This window comes from Frateuria sp. sgz306004 (assembly GCF_057750885.1).
The window spans coordinates 217931-236900 of the sequence record NZ_JBYLFE010000007.1; the positions used below are offsets into that span (position 1 = coordinate 217931).

21 protein-coding genes are annotated in these 18970 nt (G+C 65.4%); 16 read left to right on the forward strand and 5 right to left on the reverse strand.

What is annotated here, in order from left to right:
• Window positions 1-47: 47 nt before the first annotated feature.
• The 6 genes from atpG to AC3G2C_RS16230 all read left to right on the forward strand — a co-directional run bounded on the left by atpG (window position 48) and on the right by AC3G2C_RS16230 (window position 6429).
• A complete protein-coding gene (gene atpG / locus AC3G2C_RS16205) occupies window positions 48-974 on the forward strand; it encodes a F0F1 ATP synthase subunit gamma (RefSeq protein WP_488385666.1) in 927 nt (308 codons plus the stop codon).
• A gap of 186 nt (window positions 975-1160) precedes the next feature.
• A complete protein-coding gene (gene atpD / locus AC3G2C_RS16210) occupies window positions 1161-2573 on the forward strand; it encodes a F0F1 ATP synthase subunit beta (protein ID WP_109126951.1) in 1413 nt (470 codons plus the stop codon).
• 133 nt (window positions 2574-2706) lie between these two features.
• Window positions 2707-3132 (forward strand): F0F1 ATP synthase subunit epsilon, encoded by a 426-nt coding sequence (locus tag AC3G2C_RS16215; RefSeq protein WP_488385667.1) that lies wholly within the window; start codon window positions 2707-2709, stop codon window positions 3130-3132.
• A gap of 159 nt (window positions 3133-3291) precedes the next feature.
• Window positions 3292-3798 (forward strand): hypothetical protein, encoded by a 507-nt coding sequence (locus tag AC3G2C_RS16220; RefSeq protein WP_488385668.1) that lies wholly within the window; start codon window positions 3292-3294, stop codon window positions 3796-3798.
• A gap of 341 nt (window positions 3799-4139) precedes the next feature.
• The gene (gene glmU, locus AC3G2C_RS16225) at window positions 4140-5513 is read left to right on the forward strand and encodes a bifunctional UDP-N-acetylglucosamine diphosphorylase/glucosamine-1-phosphate N-acetyltransferase GlmU (protein ID WP_488385669.1); all 1374 of its coding nucleotides are present in this window, start codon (window positions 4140-4142) and stop codon (window positions 5511-5513) included.
• Window positions 5514-5628: 115 nt separating this feature from the next.
• Complete coding sequence (locus tag AC3G2C_RS16230) at window positions 5629-6429, forward strand: DUF4850 domain-containing protein (RefSeq protein WP_488385670.1); 801 nt, start codon at window positions 5629-5631, stop codon at window positions 6427-6429.
• Window positions 6430-6513: 84 nt separating this feature from the next.
• On the opposite strand, the gene AC3G2C_RS16235 is transcribed toward AC3G2C_RS16230, so the two are convergent.
• Entirely contained in the window at window positions 6514-7449 is a 936-nt protein-coding gene (locus AC3G2C_RS16235; protein WP_488385671.1) for a chorismate transformation FkbO/Hyg5 family protein, read from the reverse strand.
• 141 nt (window positions 7450-7590) lie between these two features.
• Here AC3G2C_RS16235 and AC3G2C_RS16240 point away from each other — a divergent pair, with 141 nt between their 5' ends.
• From AC3G2C_RS16240 to AC3G2C_RS16270, 7 genes are all read left to right on the forward strand, one after another.
• Window positions 7591-7860, forward strand: coding sequence for a phosphopantetheine-binding protein (locus AC3G2C_RS16240; protein WP_488385672.1), 270 nt, complete (start codon window positions 7591-7593; stop codon window positions 7858-7860).
• Between the two features lie 75 nt (window positions 7861-7935).
• Window positions 7936-8088, forward strand: a complete 153-nt coding sequence (locus AC3G2C_RS16245) for a hypothetical protein (RefSeq protein WP_488385673.1) — start codon at window positions 7936-7938, stop codon at window positions 8086-8088.
• Window positions 8085-8384: an ApeI family dehydratase gene (locus AC3G2C_RS16250; protein ID WP_488385674.1), complete on the forward strand. Its 300-nt coding sequence runs from the start codon at window positions 8085-8087 to the stop codon at window positions 8382-8384. Before AC3G2C_RS16245 ends, AC3G2C_RS16250 begins: the two co-directional genes overlap by 4 nt.
• Window positions 8381-9334 carry a lysophospholipid acyltransferase family protein gene (locus tag AC3G2C_RS16255; protein ID WP_488385675.1) on the forward strand — a complete coding sequence of 318 codons (954 nt, stop codon included), beginning with the start codon at window positions 8381-8383 and terminating at the stop codon, window positions 9332-9334. The genes AC3G2C_RS16250 and AC3G2C_RS16255 overlap by 4 nt, the downstream gene beginning before the upstream one ends.
• Window positions 9300-9905 carry a LolA-related protein gene (locus tag AC3G2C_RS16260; RefSeq protein ID WP_488385676.1) on the forward strand — a complete coding sequence of 202 codons (606 nt, stop codon included), beginning with the start codon at window positions 9300-9302 and terminating at the stop codon, window positions 9903-9905. The genes AC3G2C_RS16255 and AC3G2C_RS16260 overlap by 35 nt, the downstream gene beginning before the upstream one ends.
• A gap of 2 nt (window positions 9906-9907) precedes the next feature.
• A complete protein-coding gene (locus tag AC3G2C_RS16265) occupies window positions 9908-12226 on the forward strand; it encodes an MMPL family transporter (protein ID WP_488385677.1) in 2319 nt (772 codons plus the stop codon).
• A complete protein-coding gene (locus AC3G2C_RS16270; RefSeq protein ID WP_488385678.1) occupies window positions 12210-12647 on the forward strand; it encodes a hotdog family protein in 438 nt (145 codons plus the stop codon). Before AC3G2C_RS16265 ends, AC3G2C_RS16270 begins: the two co-directional genes overlap by 17 nt.
• Before the next feature lie 36 nt (window positions 12648-12683).
• Here AC3G2C_RS16270 and AC3G2C_RS16275 read toward each other — a convergent pair whose 3' ends face one another.
• From AC3G2C_RS16275 to AC3G2C_RS16285, 3 genes are read right to left on the reverse strand one after another with little or no spacing between them, the layout of a single operon-like run.
• The gene (locus tag AC3G2C_RS16275) at window positions 12684-13442 is read right to left on the reverse strand and encodes a glycosyltransferase family 2 protein (protein WP_488385679.1); all 759 of its coding nucleotides are present in this window, start codon (window positions 13440-13442) and stop codon (window positions 12684-12686) included.
• Window positions 13439-14236: a beta-ketoacyl synthase chain length factor gene (locus AC3G2C_RS16280; RefSeq protein WP_488385680.1), complete on the reverse strand. Its 798-nt coding sequence runs from the start codon at window positions 14234-14236 to the stop codon at window positions 13439-13441. Before AC3G2C_RS16280 ends, AC3G2C_RS16275 begins: the two co-directional genes overlap by 4 nt.
• Window positions 14233-15432 carry a beta-ketoacyl-[acyl-carrier-protein] synthase family protein gene (locus tag AC3G2C_RS16285; RefSeq protein ID WP_488385681.1) on the reverse strand — a complete coding sequence of 400 codons (1200 nt, stop codon included), beginning with the start codon at window positions 15430-15432 and terminating at the stop codon, window positions 14233-14235. Before AC3G2C_RS16285 ends, AC3G2C_RS16280 begins: the two co-directional genes overlap by 4 nt.
• A 153-nt stretch (window positions 15433-15585) precedes the next feature.
• Here AC3G2C_RS16285 and AC3G2C_RS16290 point away from each other — a divergent pair, with 153 nt between their 5' ends.
• Window positions 15586-16296 (forward strand): ElyC/SanA/YdcF family protein, encoded by a 711-nt coding sequence (locus AC3G2C_RS16290; RefSeq protein ID WP_488385682.1) that lies wholly within the window; start codon window positions 15586-15588, stop codon window positions 16294-16296.
• A gap of 97 nt (window positions 16297-16393) precedes the next feature.
• Window positions 16394-17296 carry an oxygen-dependent coproporphyrinogen oxidase gene (gene hemF / locus AC3G2C_RS16295; protein ID WP_488385683.1) on the forward strand — a complete coding sequence of 301 codons (903 nt, stop codon included), beginning with the start codon at window positions 16394-16396 and terminating at the stop codon, window positions 17294-17296.
• 54 nt (window positions 17297-17350) lie between these two features.
• Here hemF and AC3G2C_RS16300 read toward each other — a convergent pair whose 3' ends face one another.
• Window positions 17351-18013, reverse strand: coding sequence for a DUF4097 family beta strand repeat-containing protein (locus AC3G2C_RS16300; protein ID WP_488385684.1), 663 nt, complete (start codon window positions 18011-18013; stop codon window positions 17351-17353).
• A gap of 146 nt (window positions 18014-18159) precedes the next feature.
• On the opposite strand from AC3G2C_RS16300, the gene gpmA reads away from it, so the two are divergent.
• Window positions 18160-18903 (forward strand): 2,3-diphosphoglycerate-dependent phosphoglycerate mutase, encoded by a 744-nt coding sequence (gene gpmA / locus AC3G2C_RS16305; RefSeq protein ID WP_488385685.1) that lies wholly within the window; start codon window positions 18160-18162, stop codon window positions 18901-18903.
• The last annotated feature ends 67 nt before the right edge of the window (window positions 18904-18970 follow it).

Sequence of the window (18970 nt, forward strand, 5' to 3'; positions counted from 1 at the left end):
TCCGGTGAAGAGCCGGGATCGCACTAACCCAATAGGTTGAGGCAAACGTGGCAAGCGGACGCGAAATCAAAACCAAGATCAAGAGCACGCAGAACATGCGCAAGGTGACGCGCGCGCTCGAAATGGTCTCGGCCTCGAAGATCCGCAAGGCGCAGGATCTGATGAAGGCCTCGCGTCCCTATGCGCGTTCCATGCGCAAGGTGATCGCGCACGTGGCGCAGGCCAGCACCGACTTCAGCCATCCGTTCCTGCAGGAGCGCGAGGCGGTCAAGCGTGTCGGTTTCGTGGTCGTCAGCACCGACCGCGGCCTGTGCGGCGGCCTGAACTCGAACCTGTTCCGTCGCCTCCTGCCGGTCATTCGCGAGTGGCAGGACAAGGGCGCCGAGATCGACGTGGTGGCGGTCGGCCAGAAGGCCGTGCAGTTCTTCCGTCGCCTCAAGGGCGTGAATCTGATCGGCAGCGCCACCCACCTGGGTGAAAAGCCCAAGCTCGAAAGCCTGATCGGCGTGATCAAGGTCGTGCTGGACGCCTATTCGGACGGCAAGCTCGATCGCGTGTTCCTGGCCCACAATGACTTCGTCAACACCATGACGCAGAAGCCGGCGATTCACGCGCTGCTGCCGCTGCCGGTGGTGGCGCAGGAGATGGTGGCCGCCGAGGGCGCGCCGACCTCGCCGGATTTCCCGGTGGCCGGCCTCAAGCTTGAGCAGAAGCACGACTGGGATTACATCTACGAACCCGATCCGGCCACGGTGCTTGAGCACGTGCTGGGCCGCTACATCGAGTCGGTGGTGTATCAGGGCGTGCTGGAGAACCTCGCCAGCGAGCATGCCGCGCGCATGGTCGCCATGAAGGCTGCATCGGACAACGCCAACAAGGTGATCGGCGAACTCACGCTGATCTACAACAAGGCGCGTCAGGCCGCGATTACCCAGGAAATTTCGGAAATCGTGGGCGGCGCGGCAGCGGTTTAAGTGCAGGCATCCCTGCCTGCAAGAGCAGATCAAAAAGCAACCATCCATGGTTGCGAATGATTAAAGCGATCATCCGTGATCGCCAGAAGTCAAAAAGCAACCATCCATCCATGGTTGCACTCTTAATTAGAGCGACGCATTAGCGGCGCTTGTAACGAACCTAAAAGATCCATCCGGAGCACATCCATGAGTCAGGGCAAAGTTGTACAGATCATCGGCGCGGTTATCGACGTGGAATTCGCACGCGATCAGGTGCCGCAGGTTTACGACGCACTGAAGATCGACGGCACCGACATCACGCTGGAAGTCCAGCAGGTGCTGGGTGACGGCATTGTCCGTACGATTGCCCTCGGTTCCACCGACGGCCTGAAGCGTGGCCTCGTGGCCCGCAACACCGGCGAAGGCATCAAGGTGCCGGTCGGCAAGGCCACCCTGGGCCGCATCATGGACGTGCTGGGCAGCCCCATCGACGAAGCCGGCCCGATCGCCGCCGAAGACAGCTGGGTCATTCACCGTGAAGCCCCGAGCTATGCCGACCAGGCCACCTCGAACGACCTGCTGGAAACCGGCATCAAGGTCATCGATCTGGTGTGCCCGTTCGCCAAGGGCGGCAAGGTCGGCCTGTTCGGCGGCGCCGGCGTGGGCAAGACCGTGAACATGATGGAGCTCATCAACAACATCGCCAAGGCGCACTCGGGTCTGTCCGTGTTCGCTGGCGTGGGCGAGCGTACCCGCGAGGGCAACGACTTCTACCACGAGATGAAGGACTCCAACGTTCTCGATAAGGTGGCCATGGTGTACGGCCAGATGAACGAGCCGCCGGGCAACCGTCTGCGCGTGGCGCTGACCGGCCTGACCATGGCCGAGTACTTCCGCGACGAGAAGGACGAGCACGGCAAGGGCAAGGACGTGCTGCTGTTCGTGGACAACATCTACCGCTACACGCTGGCCGGTACCGAAGTGTCCGCGCTGCTTGGCCGTATGCCGTCCGCCGTGGGTTACCAGCCGACGCTGGCCGAGGAAATGGGCGTCCTGCAGGAGCGCATCACCTCGACCAAGACCGGTTCGATCACCTCCATCCAGGCCGTGTACGTGCCCGCGGACGACCTTACCGATCCGTCGCCGGCCACCACGTTCGCCCACTTGGATTCGACCGTTACGCTGTCGCGTAACATCGCCTCGCTGGGTATCTACCCGGCCGTGGACCCGCTGGACTCCACCAGCCGTCAGCTCGATCCGGGCATCGTGGGCGCCGAGCACTACGACGTGGCCCGCCGCGTGCAAGGCACGCTGCAGCGCTACAAGGAGCTCAAGGACATCATCGCGATCCTGGGCATGGACGAACTGTCGGAAGACGACAAGCAGGCCGTGTCGCGCGCCCGCAAGATCGAGCGCTTCTTCTCGCAGCCGTTCCACGTGGCCGAAGTGTTCACCGGCTCGCCGGGCAAGTACGTGCCGCTGAAGGAAACCATCCGCGGCTTCAAGATGATCGTCGACGGCGACGTGGACCACCTGCCGGAGCAGGCGTTCTACATGGTCGGCGGCATCGACGAAGCGATCAAGAAGGCCGAAGAAATGGGTGCGAAGAAGGCAGCCTAAGGCGGCCTTCTTGAGGGAATGGTGAATCGGGAATAGGGAACAGCAAAAGCTCAGCGCTCACACGCAGCCGCTCTTTCCGATTCCCTTTCATCCCATTCCCAATTCCCTAGAGCGAGCAAAGCGAGCGAAAACCATGAGTCATACCCTCCGTGTCGACATCGTCAGCGCCGAAGCCGAGATCTTTTCGGGCGATGCGCAGCTGGTGGTCGCCACCGGCGAGATGGGCGAGCTGGGCATCGCGCCCCGCCATGCGCCGCTGATCACCCGCCTCAAGCCCGGCCATGTGGACGTGGTGCTGAGCAACGGCGAACGCCAGCAGTTCTGGGTGTCCGGTGGCATCCTGGAAGTGCAGCCGCAGGTAGTCACCGTGCTGGCCGATACGGCCGCCCGCGCCGCCGACCTGGACGAGCAGGCAGCCCAGCGTGCCAAGCAGGAAGCCGAGGACGCCCTGGCCAATCGCACCGACGCGGTGGAAATCGCCGAGGCGCAGGCCAAGCTGGCCGAAGCCATCACTCAGCTGCAGGCCCTGGAACGTCTGCGCAAGACGCTCAAGCACTGACGCAAGCCCTCCCCTGCTTCGCGCAGGGCAGCGCAACGGAACGCCGGCCTCGTGCCGGCGTTTTGTTTATGCTGAGTCGCTCATTTGGAGAAGTGAGGCGACATGCGGACCAGACGCCCATCGTGTCTATCAGGCACGTGCGCGAGCGCGGCCGTCGGCATGTCGCTGCTCGCCGCTTGTGCCGGTGTGCCGCCATCGGCGCCGGGGCGTGCCGCAACCCAGGGTGACACGTCGTATCGCGCCGAGCGTGGCGACCTTGCCCACTACGAGTTGGCCCTCGGGCAGGTATCCAGCGGCGCCGTGCCGCGCGAACATCCTGCGCCCGCATATCCGGCCGCCTTGCTGCAGGCACGCCTGCCGCCCATTGAGGTGGGCGCACACCTGATCGTGGATGCGCAGGGCAGGGTCATTGACGTACGCATCCCGAGCGGCGGACGCGATGACGCCAATCGGCGCCAGTTCGAGGCAGCGGTACGTGCCGCCGCCATGGCATGGATCTTCGACCCGCTCGTCGTCACGCAGTGGGCCGCTGATGCCAATGGCAACAGCCATGTGGTGAGCAGCGAGGCACGCCCGTTCAGCCTCGACTATGTATTTCGCTTTGCTTGCAAGGATGGTCGGCCTGTCACGAACGTGAATCCCATAACCTCCGGCCGCCAGCCCTAAAGGCCTAGTCACGATCTCCGCGTGGCGCGTGTCGGGAGCGGTTTGTGCACAGATCAAGGAACAAGGAGGGCGTGTACGTCCGTGCACCACCGAGTGATGACGCCGAGCAGGGTGCAAACCGACACTGCGCGAAGGGTTGCGCAGATGTGCCCGCCAGAGAGCGGGACGCGGCTCGACCTGACGGCCACTCAGGCGCTTCCCCACGCCCTGATCCCTGGCGGGCACACCAACGCAGCGCGGGTTACGCGGAGACCGCGAGCAGGTTCTAAGCCATTCAGATGACTAAAGGCTGCCCACCGGCGACTGTTATCCTTCGCCGCGAGTTCCACACAGGCAGACCCATGAACCACACCGCCCCCCTGCACGTCATTGTCCTCGCCGCCGGCGAAGGCAAGCGCATGAAGTCGAAGAAGGCCAAGGTGCTGATGCCCCTGGCTGGCCGGCCGCTACTCGCGCATGTGCTGGAGGCGGCCCGCGCGCTACGGCCCCAGGCCATCCATCTGGTCTATGGCCACTGCGGCGATCAGGTGCGTGCGGCGTTCGAGGGTGACGCGGACATACGCTGGGTGCTGCAGTCGCAACGCCTGGGAACGGGCCATGCGGTGCGCGAGGCCCTGCTTGAAGTGCCGGACGACGCCGTGGTGCTGGTGCTTTACGGCGACGTGCCGCTGACGCGCGCCCAGACCCTGCAGCGCCTCGTATCCGCCGAAGGCACGGTGGCGCTGCTCGCCACGCGCGTCGCCAATCCCTTCGGCTATGGGCGCGTATTGCGCGACGGCAACGGCTTCGTTCGCGCGGTGGTGGAAGAGAAAGACGCCGATGATGCACAGCGTGCGGTCAACCTGATCAATACCGGCATCGTGGCGGCCGAAGCGGTGGCGCTCAAGCGATGGACGTCCAAGCTCGACCGCAACAACGTGCAAGGTGAGTACTACCTCACCGATATCTTTGCGATGGCCGCTGGCGAGAACCGCGCCGCAGCCTGCGTGGAATGCGCGGACGAGTACGAAGCGGCCGGCGCGAACAACCCGTGGCAGCTCGCCGAACTGGAACAGCAGTACCGCCTGCGCGCCACCAAGGCGCTTGTGCTGGAGGGCGTGCGCATGGCCGACCCCGCGCGTGTTGACGTCCGCGGCACGGTGAGCGCCGGCATGGATGTAGAGCTGGATATCGACGTGGTGCTCGAGGGCGAGGTGACCTTGGGCGACGACGTGCGCATTGGGCCCTTCGTGCGCCTAAAGGATGTAAACCTGGCCGCCGGCACCGTAGTGCAGGCGCACTGCGACCTGGAAGGCGTGGTGACCCACGGCCCGTGCACGGTGGGTCCTTTCGCGCGCCTGCGTCCGGGTACCGAGCTGGCGGCGGGTGTGCACGTGGGTAACTTCGTGGAGACCAAGAAGGCACGCATCGGTGAAGGCAGCAAGGCCAATCACCTGAGCTATCTCGGCGATACCGTGATTGGCAGCGGCGTGAACATCGGTGCCGGCACCATTACCTGCAATTACGACGGCGTGAACAAGCACCTCACCGTGATCGAGGATGGTGCATTCATCGGTTCCAACAGCGCCTTGGTGGCGCCGGTGACCATCGGTGCACAGGCCACCATTGGCGCGGGCTCGGTGATCGGCAAAGATGCGCCGCCAGGCGAACTCACCATCGCACGTGCGCGCCAGCTCACGCTTGGTGGCTGGAAGCGCCCGACCAAGAAGCCGTAATTTTCCACGACATTCGCAGTGAACGGTGGTGGCAGCTACGCCTGACGTTCTATGCCGCAGCCAGGTGTATCGCCCGCGTGTAAGCTCTGCTGTGGTCATCGCCCGGAGGTCTTCCATGCGTGCCTGCAATCGTCACTGGCTGCTGCGTCTGGTTCCCGTGCTGTTGGGTTTGGCTGCGTTGTCGCCGCTGCACGCCGAAGTGGGTGTGCGCGAGTTGCCATCGACGCCCGATTCCCTATCCACGATCGGCAAAGACTACGCCGTGCGTTCGCTGCGTCTGGGCGATCGAAGCGTTTCGGTGGTGGACGTGAACTCCGGGTTGGGCGATTGGATACGCCCCGACCCCGCGAAACTGCCACCTTTGCCGATGGATGTGCCTGCTGCACTGCATGATCGGCTGCAATGGTTCTACGGCGACATCGTTGGCTGGATGCCGGTACCCGTTGGCTGGCACGTGCAGCGCGCCACGATCGGTGTGGATGGCGGCACGAAGTACACCTTTGCGGCACCCGCCGGTGCCTCCGCGGGCTGGCTCACTTATACGGTGATACCGGCGTGCGTGGGCTGCATGCTGGAAACCGCCAATGGGTTACTCCCCGGCGCCGGCGAGCACCTGGCCGCCATGACCGGCAGCCCTGCAGCCAATTTGGGCCAGACCAATCCTGTGATGAGCTGGCAATCGCGACCCGACGACTGCACGGTTCTGTTTCGGTATCGGGCGGCGGCGCTTACGGTCAAGGCGGCCATGCTCAGCAGCGAGCCCATCAATGCACTGGACAGCCAAAAGGGCGATCTGTCGGTTGCCGCCGTGTACGCGGCGTTGCCAGCAACCAAGCCCGACCTGACGGAGTATGTCCTTACCCAATTCCGCCAGGCGTTTCCGGCGTGCCACTCGCCGCAAGGCTGGTCTGGCTGAACCTTGGCGCTCAGCGCTTATTGACGATCGCTACGTAGCCCGCCCCTGGGCTCGAAGGATCGCGCGGAGATCGTGAACAGGCCCTCAGGCGTAGCGCCAGCCGTCGATCTCCACCAGCAGCTCCTGCCGGCAGATGTCCCCGTGCAGCATCAATATCGGTACGCCGGGCAGGCGACGTTGCAGGAACTCATGCACGCTGGCCGCATCGGCCGGGTGCCGCACGTAAGCCTTGAGCGGCGATTGGGTATCGAACCCGGCCGCCATGCCGGCGCTGGCCAGCAAGGCTTCCAGGTTGGTCAGCGTCTCTTCGAGCTGAGCGAGCAGGTCGTCGTCGTGGGCTGACGCGTGACCCACCACGGCAGCCGTACCGGAGATGGCCAGTGCGTCCTCGCTCGGCAGGGCCATAGCGCGGGCGAAACTCGGCGGCGTGCGGCCGTACTGCCGCGGGTAGTGCCAGGCGCTCACCTGACGGGGGTTCTCTACCCGCCGCCCTGGTTCGGTGCAAGCTAGCAGGTACACCTGGAGGCGGTTTTCGGTGGAGTGATGGCCAATGGCTGTGGCTGCGGGGAAACCCTCGGCGAAAAACCCACCCATCCCCTCGGCGCGCCCTTCGCAGAATGCCTTGTAGCGTTCGGTATCGCCCTCGCCCTGATTGATCGCACCCAGGTAGTTCCAGATGCGCTGCACGTGGCAAGCGGCCTGTCCGCGCAGAAAGGCGCACAACGACCGATAGGCCTCTGCTGCGGTGTCGCGAGGGCCGCCATGAGCGGCCTCGTCCAGCTCGATGGCGACGAACAGCCAGCCGTCGCCAGCGGCCCAGCGCAAGGCGCCCTCGCGCCCATGGTTCACGAAGGCATCCACCTGCCAGACCTCCAGGGGTGCCGGCGCATCGAAGCTCTCCAGCGGCACCGTAAGCCAGCGTGGATCATCGCTGGCGGCCACCCCGCTGCCAAAACCAAACACGGCCAGCGTCTGCGGCTCGGCAAGTACGGCGGCCAGATCGGTTGATCGATAGCTCACCTTGGGTGCCCGCGGTCGTGCGGGCCTGACGATTTCACAACCCTGAACCATGGGATCCAGCCGGGGAAACGAGGGGCCTATGTTACACTCGCTGACCGCCGCCTCTGGGGGAGAGGCGCACGTAACCGTCCGGAATCAGGCATGGCCGAGCAGACCACCGCACAACATGAACTGGCCGCGTTGATCGTGGAAAGTCTCAACCTGGAGACGGTCACGGCGGACCAGATCGACCCCGATGCCCCCTTGTTCGGCGGGGATCTGGGCCTGGACTCCATCGATGCCCTGGAAATCGCGCTGGCCGTATCCAAGCGCTACGGTTTCCAGCTGCGCTCGGACAACCCTGAAAACCGCCAGATCTTCGCTAGCCTGCGCACGCTGTCGGACCATGTCGAACAGCACCGCGCCGTTTAACTTGCATCGGGCATGATGAGTGCCACGAGTGGCCAATCCCGGCCACCGTTGGACGAATGGCCCGCAGGTTGAACCATGCTGCACTCCCCTGCCATCGATAGAACGCCGCGCTTTTTGCTGCCGCCGTTGCTGCTGCGATCGGGCGACCATGTGCTGATCGCGCCAGCGTCGGGCACGGCCGCACGCTGGCCGCTGCGGATGCACGGCAAGGACACGGTGACCCCGTGACGACGTCCACGTTCGAACAGGTCGTGTGCGTGCCCGCCGATCATCCGTGCTTGCCCGGGCACTTCCCGGGCGCGCCATTGGTGCCGGGCGTGCTGTTGCTCGATCATGTGGCACAAGCCCTGCGCGCCTGGCGCAACGAGCGGTTGGTGCGGGTGGTGGAAGCGAAGTTCATGGCCCCGCTGCTGCCCGGGCAGCAGGCGCACGTGGTGTTGAGTGAGGCGCGCGAGCGCGTGCGCTTCGATATTCGCCGGGGCGATGAGTTGCTCGCGCGCGGCACGATCGAGGGTGCCGCATGAGCGAGCATTGGCAGCGTCGTCCCGAAGGCGGCGGCGAATTCGCCCTGTGGCTGATTCGCAGCATTGCGCTGCATGGTGGGCGCAGGCTGGGGCGGGTCTGCCTGTACCCGATCACCCTGTATTTCTTCCTGCGTCGCGCCCCCGAGCGCCAGGCGTCGCGCCATTATCTAGAGCGTGCGTTGGGCCGGCCCGCGTCCACCTGGGAGGTGATGAAACACCTCCACTGCTTCGCTGCCACGTTACTGGACCGCATTTTCTTGTTGGCGCGGGGCGAGTGTGATTTTGCCATTCAGGTGGAGGGCCTGGAGGCCTTAGAAGCGTCCATCGCGCAGGGCCGCGGCGTGCTCCTGCTGGGCACGCACCAGGGCAGTTTCGAGGCGCTGCGTGCGCTCAGTACGCGCCGTCCGGACGTCCCCCTGCACGTGGTGCTCGATAAGCAGAAGACACCGGCTATGACGCGTTTGCTTGAGGCGTTGGCGCCGGACATCGGTGCGCATGTGATCGATGCATCGCAGGGAGGCGCTTCCATCACGCTGGCCATGGCGGAGGCGTGCGCCAAGGGCGCCATGGTGGCCTTGCTCGCCGATCGCGGTCGCGAGCACGAAGTGCTGCGTCGCACGCCGTTTTTGGGCAAACCTGCGCCGTTTCCAGTGGGTCCCTGGTTGTTGGCGCATACGTTGCGCGTACCGGTGTTGCTCTGCTTTGGTTTGTACGAGGGTGGTAATCGCTATCGCCTCATATTCGAGCCCTTTGCCGACCGGATCGAAGTGCCTCGCCATCAACGCGCACAAGCCCTGGATGCCCTGCTCGCCCGCTACGCTCATCGCGTGGAACACTACGTCCACGTTGCTCCCTTCAACTGGTTCAACTTCTATGACTTTTGGCAGCAAGACGTGGTGGCTCCTGTGCAGCCTGATGTTGTCGCTGTGCGCGAACGCGTCGGCGCCTGAAGACGCCGCCACCGCGCGTGAACTGGTGAGCTCGCTGGGGCGGCCCGCGCCGGCGCGCACGGCGTTTGCCGAGGCGCGCTTCATGAAGGTGCTGGCACAGCCACTGGTAGTGTCGGGTGAGCTGGCTTGGTTAGGCGGCGACAAGCTTGAACGTCAGGTCATGCAACCGCATCGCGAGCTGTCCACCATCGCCGATGGTGAGGTCACTCAGCAGCGTGACGGTCGCGAACCTCGCCGTTTTTCGCTCAAGCGTGCGCCGCAATTGCAGGTGTTGCTGGACAGCTTCGTGGCACTGCTCGGCGGCGATCCGGCACACCTGGAGCAGACGTTTACCATCCAGCGCAGCGGTAGCGACGCGACGCACTGGACGCTCACGCTGACTCCGCGTGACCCCAAACTCGCGCGCGCGGTCAGTCATATCGAGATCGACGGCCATGGCCGGGAACCGCGCTGCATGCGCGTGCAGGAGGCCGATGGCGACCTGGCGGTCGATCTGCTGGGCCCCTTGGCCGCGAAGATGCCTGCCGCACCCACACGTGAGGCTTTGTCGACGCTTTGCCAAGGCGGTTGATCATGCGCCAGGGTGGGCGGCTGTTTCTGTTGTTGGGCTGGCTGGTCGTGCTGGCTGTGATGACCCTGTTGGTGGTGCAGCGCTTGCGCGTCACCACGGATCTGCGCAGCTTTATGCCAGCGCCGACCACGGCGGACCAGCGCCTGTTGATGGAGCAGGTGGGCGAAGGCCCGGGTTCACGCCTGCTGATGCTCGCCATCAGTGGCGCACCCGACGAAACCTTGGCGAGTTTGAGCCAGGGCTTACTGCAAGCGCTGCGTCACGACGCGCGCTACACCCAGGTGCTTAACGGCAGCTTCGATCTGACGGCACTCGATGAATCGTTGCTTCCGTATCGTTACCTGCTCTCGCCAACGCTGGACAAGCAAACGTTCGATGCGCCGTTTTTGCGTGATCAGCTGGAGCAGCGTCTCGACGATCTCTCTTCGCCCGCAGCCAGCCTGTTGAAGGGCTTGTTGCCGCGTGATCCCACACTCGAAGTACTGCAGCTGGCCGAGCGCTGGACGCCGCCCCGCTCGCCGGAAATGCGCGAAGGAGTGTGGTTCTCCGATCGGCACGAAGCGCTTATGGTGGTGCAGACTCGGGAGGCAGGTTTCGATCCGGATGCGCAGAGCGGGGCCATTGCCGGCATCCAGCAGGCCTTCGAGACGCTGCCCGAGCATGCACGCGCCACACTTACCTTCAGCGGTCCGGGTTACTTCAGCGTAGTCACCAGCGCGCAGACGCGTGGGCAGGCGGAGTGGATCGGGCGCATTTCCACCGTAGGCTTCGTTCTCTTGCTGCTGCTTGCTTATCGCAGCGTCATCTCGCTGCTGCTGTCTGCGTTGCCCATAGCCAGTGCGGCGCTGGCGGGCATGCTCGCGTTGATCGCCTGCTACCCACAGGTGCATGGCATTACCCTCGCCTTCGGCTTCACCTTGCTGGGCGTGGCGCAGGAGTACCCCATTCGCGTGCTCAGCCATCGGCGCGCGGGCGAGGATGCTGTGCAGAGTGTGCGCGACCTGTGGCCGTTGCTGCTCACGGCCATCCTCTCGGCCTGCATTGCCTACCTGGCCTTCTACGCTTCCGGTGTGAATGGCCTGCGCCAGTTGGCCGTGTTCACTGTGGTCGGCCTATTGGTAGCGGGTTTCACCACACGCTATCTGTTGCCCTATCTGTTGCCGGCACGCGTGCGCGACGTGGCGCGCATGCCCTGGCTGGTCACAGCGCGTCGCCGCGTGGATGCATTGCCGCGTCCGCGCTGGGTACCCTTGCTGGTTGCGTTCGCGGTGGTCGTGATGCTGGCGATGGCGCCCTCACCGTTCTGGCAGAGCGATCTATCCGCGCTGACACCCTTGCCGCGTGACTTGCTGCAGCGTGACGCACGCTTGCGCGAAGCGTTGGGTGCTCCCGATGTGCGTTACCTGCTGGTGATACAGGCGCGCGATGCTCAAGCTGTGCTGCAGCGCTCGGAGTCGCTGGAAGCCTCGGCGGACGATTTGCAGGCCCGTCACGTGGTGGATGCCATCGAACTGCCTTCGCGATACCTGCCTAGCGACGCCGTGCAGCGTGCGCGCCAGCTACGCCTGCCTGACCACGCATCGTTGGAGCAGGCCCTCGCCCAGGCAACGCAGGGCATGCCATTCCAGCCAGGCTTGTTCGAGCCCTTCGTGGAGGATGTCACCAAGGCGCGTACTCTCCCGCTGCTTGAACCCGCGGCCTTCGCTGCAAGCCCACTCGGTCAGCGACTGGCGGCCATGTTGCAGCCGCGCGAAGGCCATTGGTTGGGCCTGGGTACGATCAGCGGCGTGCACGATGTGGCGGCCTTGCAGCAATGGGCGCATGCGCAGGGCGAGTCGGTGCGCTTGCTCGACCTCAAGGACGCGGCGGAGTCACTGGTGGTGGACTACCGCACGCGCATCCTCCAGGCGTTGTTGGCCGCTACCGTATTGCTGATGGTGACCATCGCGCTGGCGCTGCGCAGCCTGCGCCGAGCCTGGCACGTACTGGCGCCGATGACGCTGGCGACTTTCCTGGTGCTGGCAGTGGAGCGCATGGGCGGCGTGGAGGTGTCCTTGTTCCACCTCGTTGCGCTGATCTTGGCGGCGGGCCTTGGCTTGCACTACGCGCTGTTTTTCGAACGCGATACCGGTGACGCGGACGAGCAACGCCGTACCCTGCATGCGACCTTGGTATGTGTGCTGTCGGCGCTGCTGGTTTTTGGCATGCTGGCCTGGAGCTCCATCCCGGTGCTGCGCGCCATTGGCCTCACCGTGAGCCTGGGCGTGACTTTCCATTTCTGTCTTTCCATTCTGATGGCACCGCATGCTCGACAAGACTGACTGGGCACATCTGATTCCCCACCAGGGCAGCATGTGCCTGCTGGATGCCGTACTGGATTGGGACGACGCCAACATCCACGCCATCAGCGAAAGCCATGCGCGCGCCGAGCAGCCCTTGCGTGGCGCGGAGGGGCTGCATGCGGTGCACCTGGCCGAGTACGGTGCGCAGGCCATGGCGGTGCATGGCGCGCTGCTGGCGCGACAGCGGGGTGTCGAAACGGCTCGTCCAGGGCGCTTGGTGAGCCTGCGCGATGTGGTGCTGGCGGTGGAATACGTAGACGTCGATGGCGGCCGTCTGGACGTTCACGCGCAGGCGCTTTATGCCGATGATGCCGGTGCGCAGTATGCGTTTCGGATCGAACAGGGCGGACACCTGCTGGCCAGTGGCCGCGCAGCGGTCATCCACCCTTCTCGCGAATAGCAACAGGGGCAGGCACCGGACCTGCTCAAGCGCGGCTCAGGTTACGGCCGCGTCGAACACGATTGGGCGCGACGCGCGCGATCGACGGTAGCTGGCGATCACGTCCCCATGCTGCAACAGCTGTCCCACCGTGTACACGGTGATACGGGTGACGTCACGCACCGGGCTGAAATGGCTCAGGCGGAACTCGCCGTGATAACGCGATGCAATCGGAACGGAAACCACACCCAGCCCCTTGTCGCGTGAGGCAGCGATAAGAATGGCCGCCTCGAACACGAAGTTCTCTGCCGGCAGGTCGACCAGATCCAGCGCGGCGCGCGGATACCAGCGTTGACCGCTCTGCGTATCGGCCACCGGTTGGGCACAGGCCCAGGAGATACCCCAATCCGCCACGGCGTTGGCGCGGCGACGGCCCTTGGGCTGTTGCTCGCGATCGAGCAGGCGCGCGCCGATCACGATATGGTTGGGGTATCGCTGCGCGGCCGCGACGATGCGCGGGATGTCGCTGGCCAGGTGTTGGCCATCGCCGTCCATGGTGAGCACCGCATCGAAGCCTTGGCGCAGCGCTTCACGAAAGCCGGTGCGCAGGCCTTCGCCCTTGCCGCGCCGCTGCGGATGGCGTAACAGGGTGACCGGCAAGGCGCCGACGATCTCCGGCGTGCGGTCGTCCGAACCATCATCTACTACGATCACCGGTACGCCGAGCGCCAGCACGGATTGCACGATGCTGCCGATCGCCGCCTCTTCGTTGAGGCAGGGAATTAGCACGCACCAGCGGACATCGGTCGTATTCAAGCAAGCGTCTCCATGACAACGCGCAAGGCCAGCGTTTCGGCCGCAGCCAGGATTGTTTCGCCCTCGCCCTGGGCGAGATTCTGCATCAGCGGCCACGCAGATGCGGCAATGGGATTGTCTTCCTGCCACGCGCCAGTGGGTGGCGCGGGGCGCAGTACGTCGGCCGCGTGGGGCAGCAGCTCCAGACTAAGGCGAGCCATGCTGCGACTGCTCGCCTGGGGGGCGATGACCAGGGCACAGCCGAAGCTGACCCGGGTGCCGCTCATCTCACCCAGCGGGCCGTTGCCGGCGATATCGCTGCACACCAGCAATACGGGGCGCTGATCGGCCACGGCCAGTGTGGCCGCTTCGAGCAGGCCCGCGCCGAAGCTGGCGTGCCCCGCGCTCACTGCGCTCGAAGGCGCATGGCAACCGGTGGCGATCGTCCAGTAGCCGGCCGGCGCGTTGTGCACGGAGTTGTGGAAGCGCGTGGGCGACAACTCGGTCGGTGCCTGCGCCAAGGTGGCGCACATGTAATCCGAAATCAGTTGGTCGCCATAGGCGGAGCTGAACACGCAAGGCAGGGTTTCGGCAGCGTGTCCGCTCATGCGCACCGCCTGCCCGGCCACTTCCACGGCCAGCAATACGCTTTCCGGGGCGCGGCGGCGTTCGTTGGCCGGCAGCGTGGCGGCTGCTGGACGACCGGTGGATGGCACCGGCGCCTGGCCTTTCTGTTGGGCCCGCAGCGCGGCGAAGTCCGCCAGCGTGGGCGACCACAGGCCAACCCCTTCCAGATGGATCGAGAGCGCACTCATGCCGTGGCCGCCGCAAAAGCGAGGCAGGCGTTGTTGCCGCCAAAGCCGAACGAGTTGCTCAACGCTACCTGCACCGCACGCTGCTCGCCCTGCCAGGCGAACTGGGGGCCACAAGCAGGGTCGGGCGTCTGCGCGCCGAGGTTGCCCGGCACCCAGCCGCGCTGGATGGCGAGCAAGGCGAAGGCTGCTTCGAGGATGCCGGCGGCACCCAGGGTGTGGCCGGTGAAGGCCTTGGTGGAACTGGCGCGCGTGTCGGCGGGAAAGGTGCGCGCGATCAGCGCGGCTTCCACTTCGTCGTTCTTCTGGCTGGCCGTGCCGTGCAGGTTGATGTAGTCGACCTGTTCGGCGCGAAGGCCTGCGCGCGCCAGCGCATCGTGCAGCGCCAGCTCCGCGCCCAATCCCTGCGGATGCGGCGTGGACATGTGGTGCGCGTCGCTGGACTCGCCATAGCCAAGCAGGCGCGGTGCCTGCGGTGCGGCATCGATGCGCTCCAGCAAGGCGAACCCGGCGGCTTCGCCGATGGAGATGCCGCGACGTGCCTGGTCGAACGGCTGGCATGGCTCGCTCGACACCAGCTCCAGCGCGTTGAAGCCGAACAGCACGCTGTCGCACAGCGTATCCACGCCGCCGACCACGGCGGCATCGACCAGGCCCATGCGAATCAGCCGCTCGGCGTTGGCGAACACCTTGGCGCTGGAGGAGCAGGCCGTGGAAACAGTGAGGCACGGCCCCTCTAGCCCCAGCGCCTCGGCCACGAAGCCGGCCAGCGAATGGGTTGCATGGATCAGCGGTCGGCGCAGTTCGGCCGGCATGCGGCCTTCTTCGTCCAGGCCCCGATAGGCTTCCTCGGTCGCGCCGATGCTGGAGGTGGACGTGCCCAGCACCAGCGCCACGCGGGAGGCGCCGTAACGCAGGCGCGCATCCAGGGCGCGGTCCAGGAAGCGATCCTGTTGCAGGCCCAGCCAGGCCAGCCGGTTGTTGCGGCATTCCCAGGCCGCATGGGCGGCGGGTAGCGCGGCGTTTTCCACGCCCTCGACGCGGCCGATCCAGCACGCCAACGGCGCGCTGCTGAAATCGTTGGGTCGCAGTCCGCTGCGCGACGCGGTCAGGGCGGCGTACTGCGCATCGAGACCGTGGCCCAGGGCGGAGGTGGCCGTGTAGGCGCTGACGGCCAGGGGTTGAAACGGTACAGGCATCCAATCAGCGTACCCAGCACCCGCCGCATTGCCTAGCCTGAGCGATCCGCGCACGGGGCGGCGTTCATGTTCGTTCCGATCGGCGCTTCCGACCGATTGCGCCGGGCTTACGGCCTGCGCACACTCTCATCGCCCTTGTGCCGTGTTCCCGCCGTGTCCCCACTCACTGCCCCGCTCAAACGTGGACCCTGGCGCTACCTGAGCGATCGCGATGTGCTGCACGCGGCGCTGGTGACCCTGCTCGCCCTGGCGCTGAGCCTAGGCTTGCTGTGGGTGGCCTATCTCATCCACGTCTGGCGCGTTGCGGCGCGCAGCCCGTTGACGGTGAACCAGCCGATGACCGTGCTGGTGTTCGGGCGACGCCTGGTGAACGACGTGCCCGAGCGTGATTACCAGCAGCGCCTCGGGCGCGCCCTGGCGCTGATGCGCGCCGAGCGTACCGACCATGTATTGCTGCTGGGCGGACGCAGCGGCGGCAGCGTGAGCGAGGCGGCTGCCGGCCAGGCTTGGTTGCGCCAGCACGACCTGCCGCCGGGTGTCACGCTGCAACTGGAGCAGGCATCGATCGATTCGCTGGAAAACCTGCGCCATGCGCGCAGCTTGTTGCAGCAGGACGGCCCGGTAATGCGCGTGTTGCCGCCCGTGGCGCTGGTTACCAGTCGCTACCATCTGGCGCGCTGCCTCCTGCTGGCGCGTCGCCTGGGCTTTGATGGCACCCCGGTGGCCGCCGAGCCGGAGTTTCGTCTTGATCGCCGGTACCTGCTGCGGCTGCTCACCGAATCGGGCTACCTGATGTGGATCGACGTGGGCGTACGCTGGGGCCAGTTGATCGGTCACCGGCGCATCGTCGCGCGCCTGAGCTGATCGCAGGGCGTTGGCGCGCGCGACGCGTAGCCGCACCGGTGCAGGCTACGCCGCTTGCTAAGCTTGGCGTGTTTTGGACACGACCACGGATCGCGTGATGAGCCAGCAAGCCGACCAAGCCGAACTTTTCCTGCGCGAACTGCAGGACCGCATCTGCACGGCCATCGAGCAGATCGATGGCAAGGCCCGTTTCGAGGAAGACGCCTGGACGCGCGCCGCCGGCGGTGGCGGACGCACGCGCGTGCTGCGCGATGGCGCCATCTTCGAGCAGGCCGGCGTGAACTTCTCGCGCGTGTACGGCCAGCAGTTGCCTCCCAGCGCCACCGCGCATCGCCCGGATCTGGCCGGCGGCAGCTTCATCGCGACGGGTGTATCGCTGGTGCTGCATCCGCGCAACCCGCACGTGCCCACCACGCATGCCAATGTGCGCTATTTCGAGGCAAGCAAAGAGGGTGTTGAGCCGGTGTGGTGGTTCGGTGGCGGCTTCGATCTCACGCCGTTCTATCCCCATGATGAAGACGTGGTGCATTGGCACACGGTGGCGCGTGACCTGTGTGCGCCTTATGGCGAAGAGGTCTATCCACGCTACAAGAAATGGTGCGACGACTATTTCTATCTCAAGCACCGCGCCGAAACACGCGGTGTCGGCGGCCTGTTCTACGACGATCTCAACGAAGGCGGCTTCGAGCGTTGCTTCGCCTTCACGCGCGACGTAGGCAACGGCTTCCTCGATGCTTACCTGCCCATCGTTGAACGTCGCAAGGACACCTCGTACGGCGAGCGCGAGCGCGAGTTCCAGCTCTACCGTCGCGGCCGCTACGTGGAATTCAACCTGGTGTACGACCGCGGCACCTTGTTCGGCCTGCAATCGGGCGGACGCACCGAGTCCATCCTGATGAGCCTGCCGCCGCGCGTGCGCTTCGAATACGCCTACCAGCCCGAGCCGGACTCGGCCGAGGCGCGGCTCTACGATTACCTCAAGCCGCGCGACTGGGTGTGACACTGGCAAGGCAGTGAGGCGTCCGCCTCGCTGCCTTGCCTTAATGCGTGTGGCTTATTCGGCCGGCGCATCACCGCTGAACTTGACCGGCGTGGCGCCCTTCACCGGGCCGATCTGCGCGCTGTCGCTCACCTGCAACACTACTTCGCGACGAAACTCCAGCGTGCCCTGCACCACGGCATGCGGACCGATCACGATGTGCGGCAGACGGCTGTTGGTGTTCCAGTTGAACCAGCCGCCGGGCTTGTCCACCAGGATGCCGCCTTCCACACGCGAGTTGGCGCCCACATTGATGTCACCGTTGACCGTGCGGATGCCGTCGCCCACGTGCGCGGCAGCGAGGTTGATGGTGCCGTTGACGGTGCTGACCTTGCCCACCACCTCGGCGCGATCGCCCAGGCGCACACCGCCGTTGGTCGTGCCGATAGTGCCGGTGACGCGGCTGCCGGCGCCCAGCGTGACCGAGCCGTTGACGGTATCCACTAGCGCGGCCTGCGACTTGTCACCGATGTCCACCGAGCCGTTGACCGTACTGGCCTTCTGCACCGTGGCGTTGTCGCCGATGTGCACGGCGCCGTTGACGGTGCTCACGTTGCCGGCCTGCTGGCCCGACTCCACGCGGACGGTGCCGTTGACCTTGCTGACGTCGTTGTCCCAGGCATGGGCGGCCACGGGCAGGGCCAGGGCGAAAGCGAGGGCGATGAGAGTACGGCGCATGGTAAAGCTCCCCAAGAGATGAATGGACCTCTCTAGGATGCGCCGTCAAGGCGCGAGGTTTAGCATGACCTTCGACACGGGCCCCCGATTTGACGTGCCCTCGGCCCGGCCTCACCATTTCAGGTTTCCCGCCAGCGATGTTCGCCATGTACAAGCTCGTACTCATTCGTCACGGCCAGTCCCAGTGGAACCTCGACAACCGCTTTAGCGGCTGGGCCGACGTGGACCTCACCGAACAAGGCATGGCAGAGGCTGCCGAAGCAGGCCGCCTGCTCAAGGCAGAGGGCTATGCCTTCGACGTGGCCCATACCTCGGTGCTCAAGCGCGCGGTGCGCACGCTGTGGGGTGTGCTCGACGGCATGGATCAGATGTGGCTGCCGGTGGTAACCGACTGGCGCCTCAACGAACGCCACTACGGTGGCCTCACCGGCCTCAACAAGGCCGAGACGGCGGCCAAGTACGGTGAAGACCAGGTCAAGGTCTGGCGCCGCAGCTATGACATCCCGCCGCCGCCGCTCGATCGCGCCAGCAACGAGGCCGTAACCGACCCGCGCTACGCGAACCTGGATGCCTCGATGATCCCGGACACCGAGTGCCTCAAAGACACCGTCGACCGCGTACTGCCCTACTGGCACGACGTGCTTGCGCCGGCCATCCGCTCGGGCCAGCGCGTGGTGGTGGCTGCACACGGCAACTCGCTGCGCGCACTGGTGAAGTACCTGGACCAGATGTCCGAGGACGAAATTGTGGAGCTCAACATCCCCAACGGCGTACCGCTGGTGTACGAGTTCGACGCCGACCTCAAGCCCATCCGCCACTACTACCTGGGCGACGCGGCCGCGATCGCCGCCAAGATGGCCGCCGTGGCCAACCAGGGCAAGGCCAAGTAAACCTCGCTCGTCGCGGGTGACAGACGTCACCCGCGATGGCTATGGCGCGTCAATCGCCATGGCATCG

Coding starts and splice junctions, on each gene's coding strand:
- atpD (WP_109126951.1), top strand. CDS start 1,161: ATGAGTCAGGGCAAAGTTGTACAGATCATCGGCGCGGTTATCGACGTG.
- AC3G2C_RS16215 (WP_488385667.1), top strand. CDS start 2,707: ATGAGTCATACCCTCCGTGTCGACATCGTCAGCGCCGAAGCCGAGATC.
- AC3G2C_RS16220 (WP_488385668.1), top strand. CDS start 3,292: ATGTCGCTGCTCGCCGCTTGTGCCGGTGTGCCGCCATCGGCGCCGGGG.
- glmU (WP_488385669.1), top strand. CDS start 4,140: ATGAACCACACCGCCCCCCTGCACGTCATTGTCCTCGCCGCCGGCGAA.
- AC3G2C_RS16230 (WP_488385670.1), top strand. CDS start 5,629: ATGCGTGCCTGCAATCGTCACTGGCTGCTGCGTCTGGTTCCCGTGCTG.
- AC3G2C_RS16240 (WP_488385672.1), top strand. CDS start 7,591: ATGGCCGAGCAGACCACCGCACAACATGAACTGGCCGCGTTGATCGTG.
- AC3G2C_RS16245 (WP_488385673.1), top strand. CDS start 7,936: ATGCTGCACTCCCCTGCCATCGATAGAACGCCGCGCTTTTTGCTGCCG.
- AC3G2C_RS16255 (WP_488385675.1), top strand. CDS start 8,381: ATGAGCGAGCATTGGCAGCGTCGTCCCGAAGGCGGCGGCGAATTCGCC.
- AC3G2C_RS16260 (WP_488385676.1), top strand. CDS start 9,300: ATGTTGTCGCTGTGCGCGAACGCGTCGGCGCCTGAAGACGCCGCCACC.
- AC3G2C_RS16265 (WP_488385677.1), top strand. CDS start 9,908: ATGCGCCAGGGTGGGCGGCTGTTTCTGTTGTTGGGCTGGCTGGTCGTG.
- AC3G2C_RS16270 (WP_488385678.1), top strand. CDS start 12,210: ATGCTCGACAAGACTGACTGGGCACATCTGATTCCCCACCAGGGCAGC.
- AC3G2C_RS16280 (WP_488385680.1), bottom strand. CDS start 14,236: ATGAGTGCGCTCTCGATCCATCTGGAAGGGGTTGGCCTGTGGTCGCCC.
- AC3G2C_RS16285 (WP_488385681.1), bottom strand. CDS start 15,432: ATGCCTGTACCGTTTCAACCCCTGGCCGTCAGCGCCTACACGGCCACC.
- hemF (WP_488385683.1), top strand. CDS start 16,394: ATGAGCCAGCAAGCCGACCAAGCCGAACTTTTCCTGCGCGAACTGCAG.
- AC3G2C_RS16300 (WP_488385684.1), bottom strand. CDS start 18,013: ATGCGCCGTACTCTCATCGCCCTCGCTTTCGCCCTGGCCCTGCCCGTG.
- gpmA (WP_488385685.1), top strand. CDS start 18,160: ATGTACAAGCTCGTACTCATTCGTCACGGCCAGTCCCAGTGGAACCTC.